Annotated in this window: 24 protein-coding genes; all 24 read left to right on the forward strand. The window is 69.8% G+C overall.

Annotated features, from left to right (window positions below):
• Positions 1 to 2 precede the first annotated feature (2 nt).
• The 24 genes from OG574_RS00300 to OG574_RS00415 all read left to right on the forward strand — a co-directional run bounded on the left by OG574_RS00300 (position 3) and on the right by OG574_RS00415 (position 24,431).
• A complete protein-coding gene (locus tag OG574_RS00300) occupies positions 3 to 2,630 on the forward strand; it encodes an ATP-binding protein (RefSeq protein WP_326771280.1) in 2,628 nt (875 codons plus the stop codon).
• On the forward strand, positions 2,627 to 5,176 hold the full coding sequence (locus tag OG574_RS00305) for a hypothetical protein (RefSeq protein ID WP_326771281.1): 2,550 nt from the start codon (positions 2,627 to 2,629) through the stop codon (positions 5,174 to 5,176). Before OG574_RS00300 ends, OG574_RS00305 begins: the two co-directional genes overlap by 4 nt.
• Entirely contained in the window at positions 5,173 to 6,375 is a 1,203-nt protein-coding gene (locus tag OG574_RS00310) for a lytic transglycosylase domain-containing protein (RefSeq protein ID WP_326771282.1), read from the forward strand. Before OG574_RS00305 ends, OG574_RS00310 begins: the two co-directional genes overlap by 4 nt.
• A gap of 139 nt (positions 6,376 to 6,514) precedes the next feature.
• Positions 6,515 to 7,066, forward strand: coding sequence for an RNA polymerase sigma factor (locus tag OG574_RS00315; RefSeq protein WP_326771283.1), 552 nt, complete (start codon positions 6,515 to 6,517; stop codon positions 7,064 to 7,066).
• A 4-nt stretch (positions 7,067 to 7,070) separates the two neighbouring features.
• Positions 7,071 to 8,264, forward strand: coding sequence for a CU044_5270 family protein (locus tag OG574_RS00320; protein ID WP_326771284.1), 1,194 nt, complete (start codon positions 7,071 to 7,073; stop codon positions 8,262 to 8,264).
• Positions 8,265 to 8,333: 69 nt separating this feature from the next.
• Entirely contained in the window at positions 8,334 to 9,521 is a 1,188-nt protein-coding gene (locus OG574_RS00325; protein WP_326771285.1) for an adenylate/guanylate cyclase domain-containing protein, read from the forward strand.
• Positions 9,511 to 9,993 (forward strand): Pycsar system effector family protein, encoded by a 483-nt coding sequence (locus OG574_RS00330; protein WP_326771286.1) that lies wholly within the window; start codon positions 9,511 to 9,513, stop codon positions 9,991 to 9,993. Before OG574_RS00325 ends, OG574_RS00330 begins: the two co-directional genes overlap by 11 nt.
• Before the next feature lie 214 nt (positions 9,994 to 10,207).
• Positions 10,208 to 10,546, forward strand: a complete 339-nt coding sequence (locus tag OG574_RS00335) for a hypothetical protein (RefSeq protein ID WP_326771287.1) — start codon at positions 10,208 to 10,210, stop codon at positions 10,544 to 10,546.
• Positions 10,546 to 13,305 (forward strand): hypothetical protein, encoded by a 2,760-nt coding sequence (locus OG574_RS00340; protein ID WP_326771288.1) that lies wholly within the window; start codon positions 10,546 to 10,548, stop codon positions 13,303 to 13,305. The genes OG574_RS00335 and OG574_RS00340 overlap by 1 nt, the downstream gene beginning before the upstream one ends.
• A 5-nt stretch (positions 13,306 to 13,310) precedes the next feature.
• A complete protein-coding gene (locus tag OG574_RS00345) occupies positions 13,311 to 14,255 on the forward strand; it encodes a replication-relaxation family protein (protein WP_326771289.1) in 945 nt (314 codons plus the stop codon).
• Between the two features lie 82 nt (positions 14,256 to 14,337).
• Positions 14,338 to 14,634: a hypothetical protein gene (locus tag OG574_RS00350; RefSeq protein WP_326771290.1), complete on the forward strand. Its 297-nt coding sequence runs from the start codon at positions 14,338 to 14,340 to the stop codon at positions 14,632 to 14,634.
• Positions 14,631 to 15,644, forward strand: a complete 1,014-nt coding sequence (locus OG574_RS00355; RefSeq protein WP_326771291.1) for a hypothetical protein — start codon at positions 14,631 to 14,633, stop codon at positions 15,642 to 15,644. Before OG574_RS00350 ends, OG574_RS00355 begins: the two co-directional genes overlap by 4 nt.
• A 228-nt stretch (positions 15,645 to 15,872) precedes the next feature.
• Positions 15,873 to 16,484 carry a hypothetical protein gene (locus OG574_RS00360; RefSeq protein ID WP_326771292.1) on the forward strand — a complete coding sequence of 204 codons (612 nt, stop codon included), beginning with the start codon at positions 15,873 to 15,875 and terminating at the stop codon, positions 16,482 to 16,484.
• 26 nt (positions 16,485 to 16,510) lie between these two features.
• Positions 16,511 to 17,344 carry an ATP/GTP-binding protein gene (locus tag OG574_RS00365; RefSeq protein ID WP_326771293.1) on the forward strand — a complete coding sequence of 278 codons (834 nt, stop codon included), beginning with the start codon at positions 16,511 to 16,513 and terminating at the stop codon, positions 17,342 to 17,344.
• Positions 17,345 to 17,371: 27 nt separating this feature from the next.
• Positions 17,372 to 18,088, forward strand: coding sequence for an SAF domain-containing protein (locus OG574_RS00370; RefSeq protein WP_326771294.1), 717 nt, complete (start codon positions 17,372 to 17,374; stop codon positions 18,086 to 18,088).
• Positions 18,089 to 18,092: 4 nt separating this feature from the next.
• A complete protein-coding gene (locus OG574_RS00375) occupies positions 18,093 to 19,010 on the forward strand; it encodes a hypothetical protein (protein ID WP_326771295.1) in 918 nt (305 codons plus the stop codon).
• Entirely contained in the window at positions 19,007 to 20,623 is a 1,617-nt protein-coding gene (locus OG574_RS00380; RefSeq protein WP_326771296.1) for a CpaF family protein, read from the forward strand. The genes OG574_RS00375 and OG574_RS00380 overlap by 4 nt, the downstream gene beginning before the upstream one ends.
• Entirely contained in the window at positions 20,623 to 21,525 is a 903-nt protein-coding gene (locus tag OG574_RS00385) for a type II secretion system F family protein (RefSeq protein WP_326771297.1), read from the forward strand. Before OG574_RS00380 ends, OG574_RS00385 begins: the two co-directional genes overlap by 1 nt.
• A gap of 2 nt (positions 21,526 to 21,527) precedes the next feature.
• Positions 21,528 to 22,418: a hypothetical protein gene (locus OG574_RS00390; protein WP_326771298.1), complete on the forward strand. Its 891-nt coding sequence runs from the start codon at positions 21,528 to 21,530 to the stop codon at positions 22,416 to 22,418.
• 21 nt (positions 22,419 to 22,439) lie between these two features.
• Entirely contained in the window at positions 22,440 to 22,634 is a 195-nt protein-coding gene (locus OG574_RS00395; protein WP_326771299.1) for a hypothetical protein, read from the forward strand.
• Between the two features lie 189 nt (positions 22,635 to 22,823).
• On the forward strand, positions 22,824 to 23,021 hold the full coding sequence (locus OG574_RS00400) for a hypothetical protein (RefSeq protein ID WP_326771300.1): 198 nt from the start codon (positions 22,824 to 22,826) through the stop codon (positions 23,019 to 23,021).
• Complete coding sequence (locus OG574_RS00405) at positions 23,018 to 23,443, forward strand: TadE/TadG family type IV pilus assembly protein (RefSeq protein ID WP_326771301.1); 426 nt, start codon at positions 23,018 to 23,020, stop codon at positions 23,441 to 23,443. The genes OG574_RS00400 and OG574_RS00405 overlap by 4 nt, the downstream gene beginning before the upstream one ends.
• Complete coding sequence (locus OG574_RS00410) at positions 23,440 to 23,967, forward strand: TadE/TadG family type IV pilus assembly protein (RefSeq protein WP_326771302.1); 528 nt, start codon at positions 23,440 to 23,442, stop codon at positions 23,965 to 23,967. Before OG574_RS00405 ends, OG574_RS00410 begins: the two co-directional genes overlap by 4 nt.
• On the forward strand, positions 23,964 to 24,431 hold the full coding sequence (locus tag OG574_RS00415; protein WP_326771303.1) for a pilus assembly protein TadG-related protein: 468 nt from the start codon (positions 23,964 to 23,966) through the stop codon (positions 24,429 to 24,431). The genes OG574_RS00410 and OG574_RS00415 overlap by 4 nt, the downstream gene beginning before the upstream one ends.
• The last annotated feature ends 3 nt before the right edge of the window (positions 24,432 to 24,434 follow it).

The raw sequence follows: 24,434 nt of genomic DNA on the forward strand, positions 1-24,434 counted from the left end.
GCGTGAAGATGCCGATTAGGCACGTGGCCGGGAACGTCGTGTGGAGCGTGCACGGCACGGTGTGGGCGCTGTACCGGGTGCAGGGAGTGGACCAGGTCCACGCCAGCAAGACCGCGAAGCTGCGCCGTCTGAAGGCGCTCGAGGCGCTGGTGAAGAAGCTGGTGGGCGAGTCGATGTGGCTCTCTCTGTGTCCGCAGGTCGACCCGCGCGCGGTGGTGCGGGCGATGACCGAGGACATCGACATGGCGGCCAGCGACGAATACACGCAGGTCGCCCACCGGGTCCTCGACAGGTTGGAGGGCCTGGAGCTGACCGGGCGCACCGACTGGCTCGCCGTCCCGCTGCCCGCAGTCGGTCGCCGTCAGCGCCTGGCGGACATGGCGGGCGCGGCGAAAGGCGAAGTCGCCCTGCAGCTCGGTCTGTTGCCCGCGCCGATCAGCCGGCAGGAAGAAGGACGCCGGCTGGCGCAGGGGGCGCAGATGGCGGCGACGTGGCCGGGCACGGTGGCGGTGCGTCCGGCGAGCGAGGCGGAGATCCTGTGGATCTACGGGCACTCGGCGCGGCGCGGGGTGCTGGAGCCGCTGCTGCCCACCCCCGACGCGCTACGCGGGCTCGTCAACCGCGGCCGCACGGTCGCCGCGCTCGGCCAGGCCGTGCTCACCGAGGGGGCCATCGACGGCGCCCTCGCCGACGAGGGGGAGCGGCGCGGCCCGGGCGTATTCAAGCGCAGGTGGCTGGAGGTCGCCACCGAACACGGCGCCTCCTACCAGTCGTTCTTGACGCTTTCCGAGATGCCGGAGGCATTCCGCTTCCCCGGCTCGGAGTACCTGGCCGCACTGGACACCTTCGGCTTCCCCGTCGACTGGGTGGTGCGCCTGAACGTCACCCCCGGGGCGGTCGCCGAGGCCAAGACCCGTCGCAAGGCCCGCGACCTGGCGGGCCAGCCCGAGGAGTGGGCGCACGATCCGGCCGGGGTGCCAGCCTCGATCGGAAAGGCATCGGACAGCCTGGCGGAGAACCGGGAGCGGCTGACCGCGTCCAAGGGCGAAGTCGACGTGCGGGCCATGGTCGCCTTCTGCGTCTGGGGAGCGGGCCCGCAGGAGGTGGAACAGCGGGCCGGACAGCTCACTGCGGAGTTCGGCGGCGACGACTACACCCTGGACCGGCCGCTCGGCGACCAGGAACACCTCTTCTACGGGATGCTGCCCGGCGCCCGCACCCCGCAGGCCATGGCCTCCTACGCCCAGTACCTACTCGCCCGCGACTTCTGCATGGCCGGACCATGGGCGGCGACCGAACTCGGCGACGAGCGCGGCCCGCTGTACGGGTGGCAACTGACCGGCGGCGGCGCCCGCCCCGTGCTGATGGACTTCACACGCGGCCCAATGAAGCGGACCTCCGCCTCGGCGGCGTTCCTCGGCGAGCTCGGCGGCGGCAAGTCGTACGCGATGAAGTGCGCCGTCTACTGGACACTCGCCGCAGGCCGCAAGAAGGGGGCGCCGGGTAGTCGCGGTCGCACGGTGATCGTGGACCGCACCCCGAAGCAGGAGTGGCTGCGCTTCGCGCGTGCCTGCCCCGGACGCACCGAGCTGATCACCACCGACAGCAGCGCCGCCGTCTGCCTCGACCCCTTTCGGGTGTTCACGCAGCAGCGCGGACAGGCGTCGGTCGACATCTCCGAGGCCCAGCGGCGCTGCGAGTCCTTTCTGCACATGCTGCTGGGCATCCAGTCGATGGACGAGGCAGGCGATGTCCTGTCCGAGGCCGTCGCACACGTCCTGGCAAGCACGAAGCCGAGCATGCGCGCCCTGATGGCGCACCTGACCGAGCGCGGCGTACGCGACGACGACCCGACCTGCCGGTCCTTGGCCCGCAAGCTGAACATGCACGCCCGCCGCGACATCGCGCGTGCAGTCTTCGACGAGAGCCTGCCGGTCATCGACACCGACGCCGACTCCGTGGTGTTCTCCGTCGCTCAGCTGGCACTGCCCAAGAAGTGGGAGCTGGAGCCGGGCCATTTCGAACGGCTCAGCCCGGAGAAGGTGTTCGGGCGTGCGGCCCTGTATCTGATCGCGGCGATCTGCCGGCACATCGCTTTCGACCCGCGCCACGAAGCGGAGTTCTGCCAGGTCGTGTGGGACGAGTGCTGGTGGCTCACCTCCGCGCCCGAAGGCCTGGACCTCCTCCTGGAGCTGGTGCGCGACGGCCGCAAGCACAACGCCGGCGTGCTGGTGGGCAGCCACGACCCCGACGACATCGGCCCCGACACGGAAGTCGGCCGCATCGTGCGCGGCCTGTTCCCCCGCCGGCACCTGTTCCGCCAGACCAACATGGAACTGGCCCGCCGCGGCCTGGACTTCCTCGACCTCGACACAGGCGACCCCGAACTGCTGGAGATGGTCACCACCCGGCTCTCCCCGCTGGACGAGTCCGACGTGGTGCAGGCACAGCGGGCCGGTGAGTGCCTGGTGCGCGACCTGTTCGGTCGGATCGGTGCGATGCGCGTGCAGGTGCCGCTCGACCCGGCGCTGGCCGACGTCATCCACTCCGACCCCGAACAGGCCCGAGCCGAGGAAGGCCCGGGCGGCGAAGGGCTGGTCGCGGACGGAATGGAGGCGGTGACGGCATGACCATTCGGCGGGGACGTTTCCGTGGGTTCACAGGTGTGCGGCGTCATCTGGCGGGCGGGCTACTGCTCGTCATCACAGCGCTGGCCATGATGATGCTGCTCGCGCCCCGGGTCGGCGCCGCCCCCGGGGACCCCACGCCAACGCCGTCCCCGTCGGCGTCGTTCCCGAAGTACGAGCCGGGCCTGGAACCGACCGCCCCCGGGCTGCTGCCTCCCGAGTCCGTCCACCCCACCGCCCCCAAGGACAAAGACAAGACCGGCCGCACAGCGAAGGACGGCAAGAAGAAGGACACCGACAAGCAGCCGTCCGCGAAGGAGAAGAAGGCGGCTGCGCAGGAGAAGCTGCGCCGCGAGATGCGGCAGCGGGTCAAGGAGTACAAGGCCAAGCACGGCGACGGCGGCGTCCTCAACGCGTTCGAGGTCACCGACGAGAAGGGCCTGCCGGTATCGGCGTACCGGATCGTCTCTGCCACCGGTGGCGTCACTGATTTCTCGGGCGAGCTCCAACAACTTGCCACGCAGTTCCTGTTCGAGCTCACCAAGTGGGTCGTGGCGTTCGGCTGCTGGCTGATCTCCTGGGCCCTGTCCTGGGCTTTGGCCTCCCTGTTCCTCAAGCCGGCCATGAAGCTGTCGGACGCCCTGTACAACCAGACGCTCGTCCAGCTCGGCGTGCCGGGCCTGCTGATGGCCTACTCCGGCGTGGTCGCGTTCTGGAACATCACCTTCGGCAGGACCTCCCGCGGCTGGGGCGAGATCGCCGCCTCCACCGTGATCGGCGCGCTCGCCGTGTCTACGCTCGCCGCTCCCCCGCAGCTGCTTCTCGGCCAGCAGGACGGTGCCGTCGGCAAGGCCCGCGATCTCGGCATCGCCATCTACGCGATCACCACCGGCCACGAGGACGCGCTGTCGAGGGCCGGGCAGATCACCGAGCCCAAGGCCCGGGAACTCACCCGCACTGTCACCGACGGGATCGTCGAGGCGTTCGTAGTGCGCCCCGCGTTCCTGCTCTCCTACAACCAGCAGCTCAGCGACAACTGCGTTGATCTGTACAGCGACTCCCGCGTTAAGCAGGCCTTCTTCAACGAACAGGTCGACAAGACCAAGGAGCTCATTCAGAAGAACCCGTCCGGGTTCGGGTGGGTGCCCAACCCTGTCCAGGGCCTCCCGGACGCTCTCACCGACAAGGCGACCGACTACGTCGCCAACGACCTGCTCGGCCTCAACCCCAACAGCGACTTCGAGAAGGCCTGCGTCAAGGACGCGGCCACAGCGAAGAGGACCGGCTGGGACAAGGTCGGCGGGGCGCTGTTCATCCTCATCGCCGCGGTCCTGATGACGGTGCTGCTGCTCATGACCGCGTTCCTCTACCTGTCCACGCAGATGCGTCTGGTCATCGAGGCGGTGCTGGCACGGGTCGCCCTCGCAGCGGGCATCATGCCCGGCCCCGGCCGGGCATGGCTGTGGGAACGGGCCACGAACATCGTGCGCCTGCTCGGACTCCTGGTCGCCTTGGTCACCGGCCTGGCCATCGCCGTCACCCTGGTGACTGCACTGCTGAACGCGCCCTTCGGCGACAACGCCGGGGCGCTGCCCGCCCGGTTCGTCGCGGTCGACGTTTCCGTCATCGCCTGCTTCATGTTCCGCAAGCGCATCACCCAGCGGTCCAAGGCCTGGGCCATGAACGCCCGCACCCGCCTGGCGGGCAGCCCGCTTGGCGGCAGCGCCCCCGCCGCGATGAACCAGGACGCAGGCCGCAAGCGGTCGCTGGCCGCGACGCTGGCCACTACCGCCCTGATGGTCGGCGCGATATCCGCGACCGGCGGGGCAGCCGCCGGCGGCGTGGGCGCTCGCTCTTTGATGTCGTTGGGCGGGCGCGGGGCCACGTCACTGGCCGGACGGCTGGGCACCCGCCTGGCCGTGCGCGGCACTACCGCCATGGCCAAGGGCGCCACCAAGGCCGTCGCCGGAGGTGCGAAAGCCGCGTACGGGGCAGGCAAGTTCGGGCTCAAGTACACCCTCGGCGCGCCCGTCTACCTGCCACAAGCCGCCCGCGCCGCACACACGGCGATCAAGGCCGCCCCGGGCAATATGGTGCGCTCCGCCGCGCAGCTGCGCTCCCGTCTCACCCAGCCCGTGACCCGGCAGCTGCCCGCCGTCCGCGACTTCTCCCAGACGTACTGGAACAACGTCGGCGGCCGCTGGGCCGGCAACAAGATCCGCATGCACCGCGGGCTGCCGCCCCGCCCGCACCCGCGCACCCCGCCCCGCGTCATCAACCGGCCCCTTGTTCCTTCCCCCGCCGTGCGTCACTCCTCGGCCGCCACCACGACGGCGGCCCCTCGGCCGCGGCGAGTGCCCCGGCCTGTGCCGCAGCCAGCCGCGTCCACGCAGCAGCAGGCCCTGCGCCAGCGGCTGTACCGGATGACGACGGACACGGCCCGCACGCACGGCCCCGCGCCCAGTGCGGAGCCTCAGTCTTCTGTGGCCCCCGCCGGGCCCCGGCCCCGGACGCCGCGGCCCGCGCCGGCCCGCCGGAGGACGCCGTGACGAAGAAGGGATGGCTCGCGCTCGGCGCGGCCGCCGCCGTCATGCCGCTGCTGCTCGGTGTCGGCGCCTTCGTGGCCCTCACCGGGGCGGTGGCCGCCGACCAGGACGAACAGAGGCGGCAGGCCGCCTACTTGTCCGGGGGCGTACAGGATGCGCCGGCCTCGGTGAAGGGGATCGGGCCGGTGATGCTGTCCGCGTACGCGAACGCGGCCTCCCGCACCATCAAGCTCCGCCCGAAGTGCAAAGGCATGCGCTGGTCGGTACTGGCCGGATTCGGGCAGGTCGAGTCCCACCACGCCGCGGGCCATCGCGTCGCAGACGACGGGACGATCACCCCGCGCATCATCGGCGCCCGCCTCGACGGCTCCGGCGCCGGCGGCAACACCAGCAAGGTGCCCGACACCGACGGCGGCACATGGGACGACGACACCTCATACGACCGCGCCGTGGGCCCGATGCAGTTCCTGCCCTCCACCTGGAACGGGCCCACCGGCCAGGACGGCAATAGCGACGGCATCAAGGACCCCCACAACGCGTTCGACGCGGCGCTCGGCGCCGCCGTCTACCTGTGCGGCACCGAGCCCAGCGACCTGAGCGACGACGCCCAGCTACGCAAGGCCGCCCTGCGCTACAACCACGCCGGCTGGTACGCGAACGAAGTCCTGCAGTACGTGCACCAGTACGACCAGGCCGGCGACGTCCTCGGCAACACCGGCAGCAACGGCCCCGTGCCCGTCTCCGTGTCCCTGCCCGGCCCCCCGGCCGCCTACCAGGGCGGAGCAACAGCCTGCTCGTACTCTGACCCGACCGGGGGCCGCTGCCTGACCGGCGCAACAGCCCACGGATACCAGGAAATCCTTAACAAGTGGCCGCGCTGGCACGGCGGAATCGGCTGCCAGACACCGCGCGCCGAAGGCGGCGAGCACCCGCTCGGCCGCGCCTGCGACTACACACCGGGCACCCTCGGCACCCGCGCCGTCGGCACCGCGCTCGCCCAGGGCTGGGCTCTGGCCGCATGGCTGCGCAAGAACGCCGGAGCGCTGGACGTGCAGTACGTGATCTGGCAGGGACGGATCTGGAGCATCAACCACCCTGAAGATCAGGGCGGTTGGGGGCGGCCGTACGACCACGGACTGAACAACACGCACACCGTCACCGGCGGGCACTACGACCACGTCCACGTCACCTACAACGACTGAGGCCAGCCCTCCGGGGCCTCCGCGTCGTCGCCTCCCGGGAAGCTGTGTCCGTCGTTTTCGAGTTTCCTGTGTAACGTCCTGCCGTCTCGCACCAATACCTGATGACAGGAAGCACCCGGAGGGGACGGAGGTGCGGGCGGTGGCCGATGCAACTAGCCGCTTCACCGCGATGTACGACGCGTGTCGGCAGCGGGTATGGGCGTACGCGGTCAGCCGGGCAGGCCGGCAGATTGCCGACGAGGTGGTCAGTGAGACGTTCACGATCGCCTGGCGTCGTCTGTCGGATGTGCCGGACCCGGCGCTGCCCTGGCTGCTCGGGGTCGCCCGCAACGTGGTGCGCGACAGCGCTCGCGCCGAGGTGCGACGCGCCTCGCTCGCGGCTGAGCTGCGCTCCTGGACAGAACACGCCGAAGGGGATGTCGCCGACGACGTGACCGACCGGCTTGCGCTGCTACGCGCGCTCACGACGGTGTCCGAGGCCGACCGTGAAGTACTCATGCTGGCCGCCTGGGACGGGCTCAGCCCGGCCGAGGCGGCCAAGGTCGTCGGCTGCACGGCGGCAGCTATGCGGGTCCGCTTGCACCGTGCCCGCGGCCGGCTCAACCGGGCGCTCGATGACAGCCACGCTTCTCCAGCGCCTGGCCCTGCTTCTACGCCGCCTAGTGCCGTGTTCGTACGAGAGGAGGCCTGACGTCATGGCAGACGACATTCTGCAGCGCCTCGCCGCCGCACGCCCCGCACACCTGGCCCCGGACTCGCCCGTGGACGACACCGTCCGGACCATCGAACTCACGGCCGCCATGGCCGCCGCGCCCACGTCATCCGAAACACGGTCCCCGATGGCGCGGCTGCGACGGCGACTGCGACCGGTGTGGGGGCTGGGCCTCGCGGCCGTGGCCACCGTAGCGGCGCTCGTCGTGACAACGACCAACTTGGGTCCTACGCACGAGCCCGCGCAACAGGTCTTCTCCGGCCGGGAGTTGCTGCTGGCCGGCGCGAACGCCCTCGACAGGCAGCCCCAGCTGAAGGGCGACTACTGGTACCAGGTGGAGCACCGCGGATACCTCACACAGATCCCCGGCAAGAACTACGTCATCGACCAGCGGTGGGTCACCCGCACGTGGCTCGCCGCTGACGCCGACAAACGGTGGACCGAGCACACCGACCTGGGCGCACGGCCAGCCACAGAGTCGGACGAGGCCGCCTGGAAGGCAGACGGTTCCCCGCACACCTTCGACCTGACCGACCCCGCCACCAAGGCCCGCGCCGAGCGGGAGAACGCGAAGGAGAGCCACCACACGCCCAGGTCCGTACCGAAAGACATCGTTCACTACAAGGGCCAGGGCGTCATCCAGCGCGACGCGCCAGGCGGCGGGAGTGAAGAGATGCCCTCCGGCGACATCAGCGTCCGCGAACTGCGCGGGCTGTCCACGAACGCGCACACGCTGGCCGACCAGCTACTCGTAATGATCGACGAGGACTACGACGCCCCGCCCAAGGCGCTGCACGAACTCGTCGTCGACACTGCCCGGCAGATCGCGTTCAGCATGCCATCGCCGCCCCGACTGCGCGCAGCGGCCTACCGGCTACTGGCCGACGAGCCAGGCGTGCGCTCCCTGGGCACGGTCGAGGACCACGACGGCCGTACCGGATACGGCATTGCCATGCCTTCGCCGTACGGGGCAGACCCGGGTCCCCTCGAAGTCCACTACGTCTTCGACCGCAGCACCGGCATGCCCCTGGGCAGCGTCACCGTCGCCGCCGCGGCCTTCAAGCAGTGGAAGGCGGGCGACACCATCAACTACACGACCATCGCCATGCGCTGGACTGACCAGGCGCCGCCGTTCGACACAGACACCCATCCGCGCCCTCCCTCCGCAGACCGCTGACGGGCCCGGCCTTTGCGGCATCCGCCGCCGGTCCCGGCAAAACCATCGATCCAACACGAAGGCGAGCTCATGACATCCGATCAGATCACCCTCATGGAAGCCCTGCGCAGCACGGAACGTCCCACCAAGGTCATCCTGTTCGCTGACCTGGCCGGCTCCACGGAGATGAAGAGCAAGGTGGGGGAGGTTGGCTGGCTGCCGACCCTCGGCACGTTCCTCGACATCGCCACCACCGCGACCGCGGAACACGGCGGCACCGTCGTGAAGTACCTCGGCGACGGCATCCTCGCCGTCTTCGACGGCGACCACGCGGCCGAGGCCATCTGCGCGGCCATCCAGATCCAGGAAATGCTCCACAGCGAGAACGCCGACCTAATCGTCGCCGACTGCCTGGCCAGTGTCGGCATTGCCACCGGCAGGGTCGTGGAGTACGAGGCGCCGTCAGGCGGACTCGACTACGTCGGGTCCGTGGTCGACCTTGCGGCCAGACTCTGCGCCTCTGGCAACCCGCAGGCCATCTGGGTCGACAGCGCCACCGTCGCCGCTGCGATCATGACACGGGTCTCCAGCAAGATCGGCCGAGTCCACGGCTTCACCTCGGACGACTATCTCTCCGACGAATGGCGGGTGAAGGTCAAAGGGTTCGCCAAGCCCGTCCGCTATCGCGAGGTCATCTGGCACACCAGTCCGTTCGGCGCCCGCAACGAGACCGTCGACCAGATCAGCGAGCGCCCCGGTGCCACCCCGCTCGGGCAACCGGGCAAGGACGGGCCAGGCAGCATCGCCGCCCAGTCGTCAACGCCCCTCGATGAACTGCGCGAGGGCGTGGTCAGGCGCTGGGACACCACACGAGGGCAGGGTTTCATCACGACCCCCGCCGACGGGGACTACTACATCGACCGCCGGTTCGTGGCGAACGGAGACAATCTCGCGGAGGGCCGCACCGTGCGCTTCGCGCCACACTCCCCCATCACCCCGGACGGCTCCCGTCCCGTCGCCGCCTGCGCCGTCCAGGAGGGCCACCTGGTACACGGCACCGTTCATCGGGTCCTTCCCCACAAGGGATTCGGCTTCGTCGATGTCGTGGACCAACTGGGCAACCGGCAGTCCCTGTTCGTCCATATGGGCCCGCGGGCGTCCGAGTTCCGCACCGGGCACCACGTCATCGTGGAAGCCGTGCGGAACTACAAGGGGATCTCAGGACGCCTCACTGAGGAGGCCGGCCCGGCGGACGACGGAGTCGAACGTGCGGCCTGACCACCCGGCGCGGACCGCGCTCACCGACGTACGGGCGGAACTGGCCCGAACCGACCAGAAGGCAGGCATGCTCTTCGCGCTGGTCTCCGCCGTCACGGCCGCGATCCTCGCGTCCTTCGCCACCCGCCCATCTGGGCTCTTCGCACTGTGGAACGGAATCGAGTGGCTGGCCTGGAGCGGGCTCGCCTGCCTGGCCACCAGCCTCTTCCACCTTCTGCGGTGCATCCGACCAGAGGGCGTGAACAACCCGCACAGCGGCGGCTACTTCGCCTTCTTCGCCCAGTACGCGGGACAGCCGGAGGCCTTGCGCGCCCACCTCGCTACTGCGACACCCGATGCCGACTGTGCTCAGCTCGTCGCACTGTCGATTCTCGCCACCCGGAAATACCAACTCATCGCCCGGTCCATCTCCTATCTGGCAACGGCGCTCCTCCTACTCGCTGCTGCCCTTGTTCTGAACGCCGTGCACTGACCCCGTCTGTTCCTCGGTCGGGTGCGGGTTGGGAAGAACCTTGTCCGTTGCCGTGGTGAACATGGCCCAAGGTCTCGGCGGTAGGAGGCCTCGAACCCGGACGTCCTGGCCAGCCTGAATTCTTCACGACAGTACGGTCACGTTTTACCCCCCGGCACTCCTTGGGGAATCAGACGGGCGGCACACGGCCGCCCGGATCCTGACGGGAGTGCCGGTGAAGTCCACACGGAGTACCCAGTCGCCGCGGGATGCGGCCGTAGTCCTGCTGGTGGAATGGTGCGGCTGGCTGGCCGCAGTCATCTTCGCCCTGGGCTGCGTGCACGGCTGGTGGTGGGGTGGCGATCTGAAGAATCTGCCGCTCATAGGGGATTCCGCGGCACAGGCGGCGGCGGAGCATCGCGGCTGGCCGTGGGTGCCCTTCCTGGTGATGGGGCTCGGCGGCCTGGCCGTACGACGCCTGTGGCGATCGGCAGCACACCGCGTGTTCGCCCTCGCAAAGGCGGAGCGGGAGGGGCTGCGCACGCCTCGGTTTCGCCTATCGCAAAGCAGCTGATGATGGGCGACATCGTCTCCTCCGTATTCTCGTTCGTCGTTCCCGATGACGTGCCGTGGGCGCAACTGCTGTGCGATGTGGCCTGGTGGCTGGGCTGGGTCGGCGGGGTCGGCGCTCTGTTGGCGGGCGCGGGCTCGCTCTTGTGGCGGTGGAGGGCACGCCGGCTGCTTACGGAACGGGCGGTCGTCGAGCTGGTGCCGTCCCAGGGATTTGATCCGTCCGCACCGGACATGACCCCGCACGCGGCGCGTCTGGCCCGCGCCTCGCAGACCACCGAGTGGACGCCGCGACGCGCGCAGGGGATACGGCTACGGCATGGCAGCGACGGGCAGGGGCAGCTGTCGCTGCGAATGGAAGGTCCGGCGACGTCGGCCGCGCTGATGCGGCTGCCTTCCCTGCCGAACGTCCAGGTCCGCAGCCATCAAGGCCGTCGCAGCCGCGACCCGGTAGAGCGCATCGCGTTCGAGGGAGCTTCTCCCCTGCCCCGGCCCGCAGCAGCTCCCAAGCGCGTGTCCCTGGTCAAGGGCAGCGGACAGGCGGCTCCCGCCGAGCCCGCCACCTTGTATGTGGCGCGCGCCGAGCTGGTCCTGGCGCGCCCCGACCACAAGCGTCTCACCCCGGCCGCGCTGGACCCGGACCCGCTGCAGGTCCTCGCGGACGCGTGTGGGCAGATTGATGCCGAGCGCGGGGAGCATGCCGAGCTGGTCGTCGACGTGGTGCCGGTGGCGAGCTGGCGGGTAGCCGCGTGGCGGCGCCGCCTGGTCCGCCGCGCCGAGCAGCGCGGACCGTCCGCATACGGCGAATCGCTCGGCTCGAGCCGACGCGGTGGCGGATCGTCGTTGATGTCGGCGCTGGTCGAAGGGCTCAACGGCGGCAAGCCGCTGTCCTCGACCAGCTCCTCCAAACCTTTGCCGCGGCAGAAGGACCTGGCCGACGGGGTGGGCAAGTTCCTGCCGACCACGGATGCGCGAGTCTTCGCGGTGCAGGTGCTGGTGCGGGTGACCGGGACGCACCCGGCACGGGCGCAGGCCCGCCTGCACCAGGTGATGGCTGTCATGGATGCCTGGTCCGGGGAGAACTGGTGGCGGCCGGTCGGTCCTCGCCGTACGGGGTGGCGGCCGTACAGCAGTATCTGGTGGCGCCGCCGCAGCTTCGATCGCCGCTACGCCACAGGCGAGTTCGCCCCGGCGCGCCGACAGTGGGTCACATCGGAGGAGTTGGCGGCGCTGCTGCGACCGGCGACCGTCCACTGCACGGCGCAGAACGTGGTGCGCACCGGCGGCACCCTCGCCCCGGCGCCGCGCGCACTGCCCACCTGGACCGGGCAGCCCGGCGTGGTGCCGCTGGGCCGGGTCACCGAAGCCGACGGGCGTACTCGGCTCGCGTGCCTGCCGCAGGCCGAGGTGCTGTTCGGTGCGTCGTTCGGCAAGTCCGGGTTCGGCAAGAGCGAGCTGGCGCTGCTGCAGGCCATCACGCTCTCCTACGGCGGGTTCGGATCGTGGTTCCTCGACCCGCACGGCGCGGCGATCAAGCGGGCGCTGCCGTATCTGACGCACCCGGCGGTCATCGGCCGCGTGCAGCTGATCGACCTGAGCGTGAAGAAGCCGCGGGCGATGGTCGCCGCGTGGAATCCGCTGTCGATGGAGGGCCGCGCCGAAGAGGAGATCCAGGACGTCATCGGCGCCGTGGTCGCCGGGCTCGCCGCCGCACAAGGCTGGGGCGACGGCGCACCGCGCGCACGCGCGATCCTCTCGCACACCGTGGAGATCCTCGCCCACCTCGCCCACCGCATGTGCCAGCGCGGGCGCCCGGACCTGCAGCCCACCCTGTTCACCATCCCCCGCCTTTTGACGGACGAAGAGTGGCGCGAGCGCGTGCTCACCCAACTGCCTTTGCCGCTCTCGCAGTTCTGGCGCACCACGTTCCCCAAGTACGAGGGCAGCGCGGTGCCGGTGGTCACCCAGACCATCGAGCAGCTCGCCACCTCCACCTCCCTGCGCGCCTTCCTCGGCCAGCCGCGCTCCACCTACGACGTACGCAAGGCGATGGACGAGCGGCAGATCGTGCTGCTGCGATGTTCCGGGACCGGCAGCGGCGACCAGATCATCACGAGCCTGCTGCTGTTCGACCTGTTCCGTGCCGGGCATTCCCGCGAGGGCACCGACCCGGAGATGGCCACGCTGTTCGCGTTCGCCGACGAGCTCAAGGCGATCGACGGCGCCGCCCGCGGCTACATCGCCGCGATCCTCGAGCAGCTACGCAAGTACGAAGTCCGGCTCATGGCGATGACACAGATGGCGATGCGGCTCTCGGAGGAGACCCGGCTCGCGCTCATGCAGAACCAGAGCCTCCTCACGGCCGCAGCCGCCGACACCGACGAGGCTACATTCCTCGCCAAACGCCTGCCCGGCGCCGACACGATGACGCTGACCGAGCAGCCGAAGTGGCACTACGCCGTACGCGCCACCCTGGGCGGCAGGCCCACGCCCACGTTCCAGGTCGCTGGCGTCCCCGTCCACGAGGTCCTCGCCGACTACCACCACCCCGAGCGCCTGCCCGATCTGGAGAAGGCCATGGACACCACGCTGCGGCGCCGCCCGCTGCGCACCGTCCTGACCGAGCTGGACGGCAGCGACGACGGGCGCAGGCCCTCCCTGGACGACCGGATCCTCGCCGAACTCGGCCGCCGCCCCGCGCCGCGCAAACCGGAAACCCCCGACGACTGCTGGCCCGACGCCAGCTCCAGTGAGGTTGCCTAATGTCTTTGGACACCCCCATCACACCGACCGCCCCGCCGCGCCCCACGGGCCTGTCCCGCCTGGCGCAGGACCTGCTGCCAGCGCTGTATCAGCACCGCCTGATCGCGACCAGTCAGCTGCACCGGCTATTCACCCCCCACGCCCGCCGTCCCGTCTACCTGCGCCAGCAGCTCAAGGAGCTGCGCCGCATCGGGCTCGTCGACGCCACCGCCCGGCGTACTTCGCGTATGGGGAACCCGGAGCTGCTGTGGTACATCACCGCGCGCGGCGCCGAAGCAGTCGCCTACGACCCGACGATCCCGCGGCGCGGCTACCGCATCAGCCCGCAGACCGCGGCCTCCCAGCTGCAGGAGCACACCCTCACAGTGGTCGACACGGGCGTCGCGTTCGCCGGCTGGGCGCGCCGCCTCGGGGATGAGTGCTCGCCGCTGGACTGGGAGCCCGAGATCGCGCACCGTATCCGCAACGGTGAATCGCGCGGTGTTGACGACGCGTTCATGATTCCGGACGCCGTGCTGCGCTACACCCATGCCGCCGAGGACGGGCGCCGGCGGATGCTCAGCTTCTTCATCGAGGTCGACCGCGCCACCATGCAGACCACCCGGCTAGCCGCCAAGCTCTCCGCGTACGCCCGCTACCAGAGCTACGTCCCCGCGGCCGGTGGCCGCGGCCGGCGTTCCACCCGCGAGGCCTGGCGCGACCACTACCCGGCCTTCCCCCGCCTGCTCATCGTGCTGACCGGAGCCTCCGACAGGGTTCTGGCCAACCGGATCCAGGACCTGCGCGCCCTCGCAGCCGCGGACCCGCGCGTCGGCCAGCTCAGCGCCGGAGTCACCACTCTGCAGCTCCTGCAGGACAAGGGACCCTTCGCTCCGGTCATGACCCCACTGTCCGGTGACGCAGCCCCGACTGACGTCTTCCTCGCCCCGACCGGAGGTTCCCGTGCATGATGTACGGCGCGCCCTTCTCCGGCGCGTTCCCTCGCCACCCACACCGGCCCCGTCGCCTCGAGGGCACGCCTGCGCACCCGTAGTGGACACAGTCCCGCTGCCGTCCCCGCTCCTCACCGAGCTGATCGCGCTGCGTGCCCATACCCGCCATCTCGGCTGGCTCAGCGAACGCGAGCACTGCCCCGCGCAGTACCAGCGCCTGGCCCGCAGCGTCCCGCAGGACCTCCTGGACGGATGGCTCGCCCAGACCGACGGCACCGGCCGCCTCGAGGATCTGATTCAGGCGCTGGCGCACACGCACCGTCAGGCCCCGAGCACCCACTGTGGATCACCGATGGCGCAATCCCAACGCCATATGACCACAGGGGAGTTCACGTGAAGAGAAAGCGCCAGTGGGCCGTTCTGGTGACCGCGGCAGCCCTGCTGTCGGGCTGTTCCGGGCCCCAGGACAGGGCCGAGGACTCGAGCCAAGCAGCAGCCGAGAGGCCTTCCACCGACCCCAAGTCCACACCGCCCTCCGCCCCGGACCTGCCGGAGGGCATGGTGCGCCTTGGCTCGTCCTTCCCGTTCAGGGAGGAGGGACAGAGTGACTCCTGGACGGTCAGTGTCAGTGCACTCTCCTCGGCCAAGCCGAGCGTGAAAGCTTCCTCGATCCCCGACGGCTGGCGAGCGCTGACCACCAAGGTCACCTTCACCAATACCGACAGCGGAATCGCGGAGCTGCACGGCTCTCTCGACGTCACCGCCCGCTACGGCCCCCAAGGCCGCACAGCAGCCGCGTTCACCGACACCGGCATCAAGGGCCTCGCGTTCCCCGACATCGAATCTCACCCGATCCGAGTTCGCCCCGGCGGCACGTACACCACCACAGTCGGCTACGCGGTCCCAGCCGATACCGCCGGACAACCCCTGACCTTCACCATCGAGGGCGACGACCCCACCTACTTCGAGGGCGCGATCCCAGGCGCCCCGGCCCGCCCCGTCGACACCTCTCACGTTCAGCCCGACACCACCAAAGAGCTGAAGTTCGGCGACTGGGAGGAGGACTCGCCCTGGCTCCGCATCGGCCAGCCCCGCACCGCCGGCGCCACCGCCCAGGGCAAGCGCTACGCGGTCGACCTGAGCTTCTTCAACAACTTTGACGACACCCTTCTTGGCAACCGCCCGGAGGCCAACCTGAAGGTTTACGCCGGAGCGGAGCTCGCCGAGGGCGACTTCGAGGAGAACCTGTCCAATCTGCCATCGCTCGCCTGGATCGCGCCCCAGCGGATGGCCACCGTGACCGTGCACTTCACCATTCCCGGAAAACAGATTGATGGTCCGGTCAGTATCGAAGTGGTCGATCCGTACGGAGAGGACGTCACCTACACGGGCGACGTGAAGAACTGACCGCGCCACGGGACCGCCCTATACCGAAAGGACCGGTGTGTCCCGTTGGGCGGTATTGACGCGTTCGCAGCTTGTGAACTGCCTTTACTGGCTGCGCTGTTGGGGTGAATATGCGTAACGTGTGCATGTGCACGGCAACCACACCCGTCTCGCGCAGCACGACCACACCATCACCCAGCGCGATACACCACAGGTCACCGGCACAGCGGACGAGGAGAACGGGGAGGCGTGATGACGCCAACGGCAAAGGCCAAAAACAACCTACTTCGCAGTCGAAATCGACTTATCGGCACGGCACTTGTGGGCTGTTCCGTCTTCGCCCTCGCTGCCTGCAGTTCTGATTCGAAATCCGACGGGTCCAAGCCGTCCAGCAAGCCGACCAACGCCGAGAAAGTACAACCTTCAAAATCATCCAACCCGCAAGCAGCCGAGAAGAAGGCGGTGCTGTCCGCCTATCAGCACATGCAGAGTGAACGCCTGAAGGCGTATGGGAAGGCCTCCGAGGAGGGAACCGAGCTCCAGAAGTACGCCACCTTGGACGCCTTGGGGCAGTTCCGGCTGGCGATGCTCGACATGAAGAAGGCGGGCACGGTCGTGAAGGGGACGCTGGGGCACCTGGGCACGACCGCGACGATCCAGACCGGTGCCAAGCCACCCTCGGCCAGCGTCAGTGACTGCGTGGACCTGTCGCAGTGGAAGACGTGGGACACCAAGGCCGACAAAGAGATCCCGATGCCGTCGGCACAGCCGCAGCGCTACCGGGCGACAGCGAAGCTGGAGAAGTGGAAGGACGGGTGGATCGTCACCTCCTACCTCCCGCACGGGAACCAGGAATGCTGAGGCGAGCGGCGGCGGCCACAATAGGCGTGCTGGTGGTCTCCTCGAGTGCGGCGCACGCCGACGGCGGTCCGGCGGTGGGCAACGATCCCGGTTGCCGCGGGGCAGCGCCGGACGTGACTGTGTGTGCGAGTGACCCTGTCCGCGCTCCGGGCAAGTCGGACTCCCAGAGCGCGGCTGCCAAGGGCGGCGGGAAGGGGTCCGCTGCCCCAAAGTGCATCTACACCAAGATGGTTCCACAGCCGCCTGCCGAGAACCTCGCAATGCAGGATGGCAAGAAGCGCGGGGGTAAGGGTGCCGCGTACCAGGTCATGTGCCCGGGTACTGGTCGGATCGGCGTGGTGTGGATCCCGGACGGAAACGCCCCGGGTGCGCCGGCAATCGATCCGGAGGTGGTGGCCCGTCAGGCGGTCGACTCGATGAAGCTCGTCGGTCCGGATATCGACATCAACCCGAAGCCGGGAGGCAAGGGCTTGGTGGGGATGCCCGTGTGGATGGCAGTGGGCCAGTCGCCGAACACGTACGGCCCCAACTCAGCGACGGCGACGGCCGGCGGGGTAACAGTGACCGCGACGGCGAAGGTGAAGTCAATCGTCTGGAACATGGGCGACGGGACGTCGGTGACCTGTAACGGTCCGGGAACGGGGTACCGGAAGTCGTTCGGGATGAAGCAGTCGCCGGACTGCGGCCACGTCTACAAGCAGACCTCCGACTCAGCGGGCGGGAAGTTCAAGGTGTCCGCGACCGCGACCTGGGCGGTCGACTGGCAGGTGGCCGGCGGCGGTGGGGAGACCGGTCACCTGACCGAGGTCCGCAATTCGCAGGTGGGGCTGACGATCACTGAGTCTCAGGCCGTCAACTAACCATTCTTGAAGGGGATTTCGTACGCCATGGACACCACGACGCCTGCGCCGCCGCCGATCGCTCCGCCACGTCAGGCTGACCTGCCGATCTCCGCGGGCGCCAAGAAGTCGTCCAGGGCCCCGCGCAAGCTGATCCAGGCCTTGGTCTGGACGCTGGCCGCTCTGGTCGGTGCCCTGGTGGCGATCTCTCAGGTGAACCGCGCCGGTGACCGGGTCGAGGTCCTGGCCGTGGCGCACGATGTGCAGGCCGGGCAGGTCGTGAAGGCCTCGGACGTGACGACCGCGTCGGTTGCTGAGGATCCCGCGCTCTCTCCGGTGCCGGCCGCCGACCGGAGCCGGATCGTTGGACAGCGGGCCGCGGTCGACCTGCGCCAGGGCTCCCTGCTGACCGCCTCCTCCGTGCAGTCCGGCGGCGGCCTCGGCGATGACCTGCAGGTGGTCGGCGTCGAGGTGAAGAAGGGCACCGCGCCGAGGGACGAACTGCGCCCCGGCGACAAGGTGCTGGCCGTGGTGCTGCCCGAGCAGGGCGCCCAGTCCACGACCGGCACGGGAGCCGCGAAGAACGGCGCGGAGCCAGAGCCGGAGAGCATCGAAGCGACGGTGAAGTCGGTGGGCCGTACGGACGCGACCGGATCGCTGGTGGTGAATCTCGCGGTGCCGACCACGGAAGGGCCGCAGCTGGCGGAGAAGGCCGCGGCCAAGCGGATCGCCCTGGTGCGGCAGCCGCGCGACGGAAAGCAGTGACGGCATGGCTCTGATCGCATTGGTGTCGGCGGCCTCCGACGGTGTGAGTACGTCGGCGACCGCGCTGGCGCTCTCCAGCCGCCAGTCGGTGCTGCTGGCCGAGTTCGACATGGCGGGCAGCAAGCTACGGCACCGGCTGCTGCGCGGCATCCACCTGGGCGGACAGGCCCTGGACGGCAATATCGGCCTGCACAAGCTGGCCGAGGCGTACTGGAGCAGCGCGGCGGCCGGGGTGCAGGATCTGGCGCCGCAGGTGGATCAGCATCTGTGGCCGCTGGACGACACCGGGATGCGGCTCGTGCTGCCGGGCCTGACTGATCCGCGGCAGGCTTCCTCGCTGCAGGAGTTGTGGCCGAGCCTGATCGACGTGCTGCAGATGACCGACCACGAGCACCACTGGGACGTGATCGTGGACGGCGGGCGGCTGGCCTGGGAGAACGGGCGGCTGCACCGGCTGCTGACCCCGTCCCCGGTCCTGCACCAGGCCGACATCGTCCTGCTGGTCGTGAAGCTCGCCGATCCCGCGTCGGTGTTCCTGGCCTCGACGGCGATCGAGGCGCTGCAGGACGAGCTCGGCCAGCACGGCACCGGCGCACGGGCGTTGGGCCTGCTCACACTGTCGTCCGGCTCGCGGCGGGAGTTCGCGCCGCACGAGGTGGAGGCCAAGTTCGAGGCCCCGATCCTCGGCTCGCTGGCCTGGGATGAGCGCGCGGCCGCGTATCTGTCGGCCGGCGGCGCGCCGCCGCGGAATCTGGCCCGCTCAGCGCTGCTGCGCAGCGCGCGCGATGTGCTGGGTCCGCTGCGCGCGTATGCCCAGCAGCGTCGGCTGCACATGGAGATGCGGGCCCAGCAGGGCGTGAGCCCAGCGGTGCTGCACCAGGTACGGCAGCTGGGGATGCGGCGTCGTAGGGAGGCATCGTGACGAACACTCCGACGGGCCCGGACAAGGACGCGGCCCGGACACAGCTGGGTCGTCTGCTCTCCCAGCGCAGCACCCACCCCCCGGAGCACGTCGCGCCTGCAACACCGGATCCCAGGACGGCACAAGCCCACCCGGCCCCCACCGCGCGCCCGGTCGCGCCGGCGCCTGCCCCCATGGTGCCCGTCGCGCCGGTGACCACCAGCTCCTCGGCGGGCGCCGGGGCGATGGGCGTGACCGACTTCGCGCGGACCGCATCGCTGCCCGGCACGCTGCCGGTGCAGCCGGAGGAGATCCAGAAACTGCGGGTGCGGGTCGCCGAGGATCTACGAGCCGTACGGGAGCGGCAGCAGGCCCAGACGCTGGAGGCGGAGGAGGAGCGGGAGCTGGCGGAGCTGTTCGCCCGCCGCCAGATCGCCGCCTGGCATGCCGAGTTCACGCAGAAGAATCCGCCGCTCAGCCAGGAACAACGCAGCATCCTGCACGAGGAGGTCCTCAACCTGACCTTCCGCGCCGGTGCGCTCCAGCGTCTCTTGGACCAGCCCGGTGTGCAGAACATCGACATCGACGGCGACGTCATGTATGTCGACGTCGCCGGCCAGCAGCGCCAGAAGATGGCCTCTCCGTTCGCCAGCCGTGAGCAGACGATCGCCTGGATCAACACCATGGCCGCCCAGTCCGGGCACGGCGAGCGGCAGCTGTCGTATGCGTCGCCCTACGTCGAGTTCCGGCTGCCGGACGATTCACGTGTGGCAGCGAATGTCCTGACCCGGAATGTGTCGGTGTCGATCCGCAAGCATGGCGGCCGCGCGTGGACGCTGGGCAACCTGCTGCAGGAGAAGACGGTCGACCAGCTGCTCGCCTCGTTCCTGTCGGCGGCGGTGCGGGCCCACATGAACATCGTCATCTGCGGCGGGATGACCGCGGGGAAGACCACGCTGATGCGCGCGATGGGCCGTGAGATCCCGGCCTCGGAGCGGCTGATCACGCTGGAGTCCTCGCTGGAACTGTTCCTCGATGACGCCGAAACGCCCTGCCACACCTTGGCGTTCGAGACGCGACAGTCCAACGGCGAGGACGGCGCCGGCGCCATCACCCTCTCCGACCTGATCGAGATCGCACTGCGCTACAACGCCGACCGGATCATGGTCGGTGAGGTCCGCGGCAAGGAGTCCATGGCGATGCTGGAGGCGATGTCGGCCAGCCAGCCCGGCTCGATGTGCACGCTGCACGCCGACTACCCCAAAGACGTCATCACCCGCCTCGTGCTGCGCCTGTCGATGGCCGATCTCAGTGCGGAGACCTCGTACCGCCTCATCGAGGGCGCAGTGCATCTGATGGTGTTCGTGAAGAAGGGCGCAAAGCCCGGCGAGAAGATCGTCTCCCACGTGTGGGAGGTCGACGGGCTCAACGAGGACGGCACCCCGTCCATGACCCAGCTGTTCGCGCCGAGGCCCGGGGACGGGCGGGCGGTGCCGACCGCGTTCCAGATGAGCCCGGAGCGGGCCGAGCAGATCGCCGAGGCCGGGTTCAACCCGCTGCTGCTGGCCCAGTACCCGCACGGCACCTGGGATCCGGTCGAGCAGTCCGGCGAGGCCGAGAGGCGGGCATCGTGATGAACCAGTCGCAGCGGGCCTTGGTGGCCGCGCTCGGTGTCGTCGTGTTCGTGGCCTGCCTCGCCCGGGCCGTGACGGCCCTGCGCCGCCGCACCGAGCCGGAGCGCGGCCCGGTCAAACGACGTGGCGGACCGGGGCTGCTGGACGAGCTCCCGCCGGTGTGGCAGGCCAACTACCGCTTCCTGTTCAGTGCCGCGGTCGTCGCCGGGGTACTGGTATGGGCGATCGCCGGACGTCCTGTGCACGGTCTGGTCGCGTTCGCCGGTGTGGCTGGTCTGCCGTTCCTGCTGTTCCCTGGCGGTTCGGCGCGTACCGAGCTGGAGCAGCTGGAGGCGTTCTCCGACTGGCTGCAGCAGCTGTCCAGCGTGATCGCTGCCGGAAAGCCGCTGGAGGTGGCGATCCCCGGTTCCCTGTCCACGGTGCCGGATCTGCTGCGTGTGCCGGTGACCCGGCTCGCGCAGCGGCTCGCGGACGGGGTGCCGCCCGCGCAGGCCTACCGGTACTTCGCCGACGATCTGGCCTCCAATACCGGCGACGAGATCGCCATGGTGTTCCAGATGCACACCCAGGCCCGCGGCCGCGGGCTGGCGAACGTGATCAAGGAGATGGCGTTCAACAAGTCCGACAAGGCCAAGGCCCTGCGCAAGCTCGACTCTGACCGGGCGCGGACCCGGCGTAAGGCCCGCAACGTCACCGTGCTGACCCTCGCGGTCATCGCGCTCGGGCTGACCAGCGTCTCCTACACCGATTGGTACCGCACCGCGCCGGGCCAACTCGGCCTGATGGTGGTGGGGTTGATGGTCACCGGGTCGCTGGTGTGGATGCGCAAGACCGCCCGGAACAAACCCGAACCGCGGCTGCTGCGCACGGCGGCCGAGCGTGTGGGGGTGGAGCAGTCGTGATCATGTCTGTGCCCGCGATGGTGGGCGGCGCGGTGGCCGTCCTCGGCGCCGGGATGACGGTGCGGGCGCTGATGCCCGCCCGGCCCTCCGTGGACGCACTGCTGAAGACCACCCGCTCCCCCGCCCCGCCCACCCAGGTCGATGCGAGCGCGGGCCGCTTCGAGGCGCTCACCGACAAGATGGGCGACCGGCTCGTCGCCACGCCCACGGTCGCCTCCCGGCTGCCGGCCACCGACCTCAGGCTGCTGGAGATGTCCCCGGCCAAACTCCTGGGCCGGTGCGCGCGGATGGCAGTGCTGGGGATGGTGCTGCCTCAGCTGTTCATGCTGCTGCTCACGGTTGCCGGCAAGCGCCCGCCGCTGCCGGTGCCGGTGCTGCTCGCGCTCGCGGTGGGTGGGTTCTTCGCGTTCAAGTGCCTGGACGATGTGCGCGACGACGGCAAGAAGCTGCGCGAGGAGTACCGGTACACGATCGTCTCCCTGCTGGAACGGCTCATCCTGATTCGCTCGGCGAACGCGTCGGCCGGCGAATCGCTGCTGCGCGCCGCCTCGGTCGGCGACACCACCCCCGCTTTGCAGATCCGCGAGTCCCTCGAGCACGCCCGGCTGACCGGCACGCCCTACTGGAGCGCGCTGGCCCAACTCGGCCAGGCGATCGGCGTGGAGGACCTGGCCCGGCCCGCCCGCGCCATGGCACTCGCCGGCGAGGAGAAGGCCGCCGTCACCCGCACCCTGGAAAACCAGGTCGACCTACTCAACGCCGCCGTCCAAGGCGACCGCGAAACCCGCGCCAACCAGGCCACCGAGCAGATGGACCTGCCGGCGTTGACCGTCGGCTTGTCCCTGGTCGTCTTCTGCGCCCTGCCCGCCTTCATCAAGATCCTCAACCTGTGACCTGGCCCGAAGGAGATACGGATGTCGCTCGCTCTGTACGGCCTGTGGGCCCTGGCCGTCACGCTCGGCTTCGCCCGCGTGGTCGCACTGAACCAGCCCGCGGCGGCGCGCAACCCCCGGGACACCGACCGGCTGCACCTGATCGCGATCGTCGTCGCGCTGAGCGTCGTCACCCTGATCGCTCTACCCGCCCTCATCAAGATCTTGTCCGTCTAGTCGCCGTCCCTGCAGGGGAGTTCGTATGGGATCCACACGTGAGCTGCTCATCCTCTGGACGGCGATCATCACCATCGCCACCGTCCTCACGATCCTTTTCCAGACCGTCCTGCCCTCCCCGTTCTGACCCCTTTCGCCGCGGACACCGCATCCGGCGCGTCCGCTTGTCCTCACCTCCCGGAGGTTGTGATGTCTCGTCGTCTCACCCGTATCACCGCTGTGCTGCGCCGCCGCTACGGCCACGTGCGCGGCCGCCTCTCCGATGCCGGCTACTCGGTCACCGAGTGGGCCTACATCACCGCGGCCGGCGGCGGCATCGCCACGATCCTCTACCTCGCCATCGACAGCACCGCCCGCGCCAAGGCCTTGGAGATCGCAGGCCTGTGACCAGAGCCGCCGGCAAGCGACACCCGGTCCCGGAGTCGAGATGGTCCCGGCTTCGGGAGCGTCTCAACGACCACGGCGACAGCGTCGTCGAGTTCGCGGTGATCTTCCCCGTCGTGCTGATCCTCGTGTTCACCGTCATCGAGGGCGCCCTGTACTTCCATGCCCGCTCGGTGGCAGCGCGCGCAGCTCAGGTCGGCGTGGACGCAGGCCGCTCCTACGACGCGAGCCCGGACGACGGGGCCGCCGCCGCCCGCGACTTCCTGGCCCGCACCGGCAACTCGGTCGAGGGCTCCAAGGTGGCGGTCGACTCCGGCGGCAACCAGATCGCGGTGACCGTCACCGGCACCGTCTCCTCCCTGGTGCCCGGCCTGGAGTTCACCGTGCGCCAGCGTGCCCAAGCCCCCGTGGAGGAATTCCGGTGAAACACGCGTGGGTTCACGCCTCCCGCGCCCTGCCGCTCGGCCGCTGCCGGCGGACAGAACATCTTGTGGCCCGCACGGTCCTGGGCTGGCGTGCTGCCTTCTCGGGTGCGGCCGCGGACCGGGGCAGTGCCGCGCTGGGTGCGGCAATCTTCACTCCGGTGTTCATCGCCCTGCTCGCCCTGGTGATCGCTGCGGGCCGGATCCAGATCGCGCAGGGTGCCGCGGACGCAGCCGCGCGGGATGCTGCACGCACCGCCTCGCTGGCCGACAGCCCCGACACCGCGCAGGGCGAGGCCCGCCAAGCCGCCGCCGAGTCGCTGCGCCGCTCCGGGCTGACCTGCTCCGACATCGCGGTCGCCGTGGAGTCCGACGGGATCGACGCGCCCGTCGGGCAGGCCGCCACGGTCACCGCCACCGTGTCGTGCACCGTGCCGCTAGATGACGTGGCGCTGCCCGCACTGCCCGGCACCAAGACGCTGAAGAGCACCATGACCAGCGTTGTTGATCAGTGGAGGGCCCGGTGACCAAGCCCCTCCCCCGACTGCGTGCCCATGTCCGTCGTGCCGTCAGTACGCTGCGCGAGCGCCGCGATACCGGCGGCGTGGAACTGTTCATGCCGATCATGGCGATCGCCATCTTCGTGATGCTCGGCCTGGTCGTGGACGGCACCGGCGTCCTCAACGGCAACTCCCGCGCCACCTACGCCGCTCAGGAGGCCGCCCGCGCGGCCGGCCAGCAGATCGATCCCGGTCAGGCCATCACCGGCGAGGCGATCGTCGTCGATCCCGACGCCGCCGCCGGCGCGGCCCAGGACTACCTCGACGCCGAGGGCCTGGACGGTGACGTAGTGGTCTCCGGCGATGGCAAGACCATCACGGTGACCGTCAACGACTCCTACGACCCGCTGTTCGCCTCGCTGTTGGGCATCGACACCCTGCCAGTGTCCGGCGAAGCCAAGGCCACCCTGCTCCACCAGCCCGGAGGCTGACCC

This window comes from Streptomyces sp. NBC_01445, from assembly GCF_035918235.1.
GTDB lineage: Bacteria > Actinomycetota > Actinomycetes > Streptomycetales > Streptomycetaceae > Streptomyces.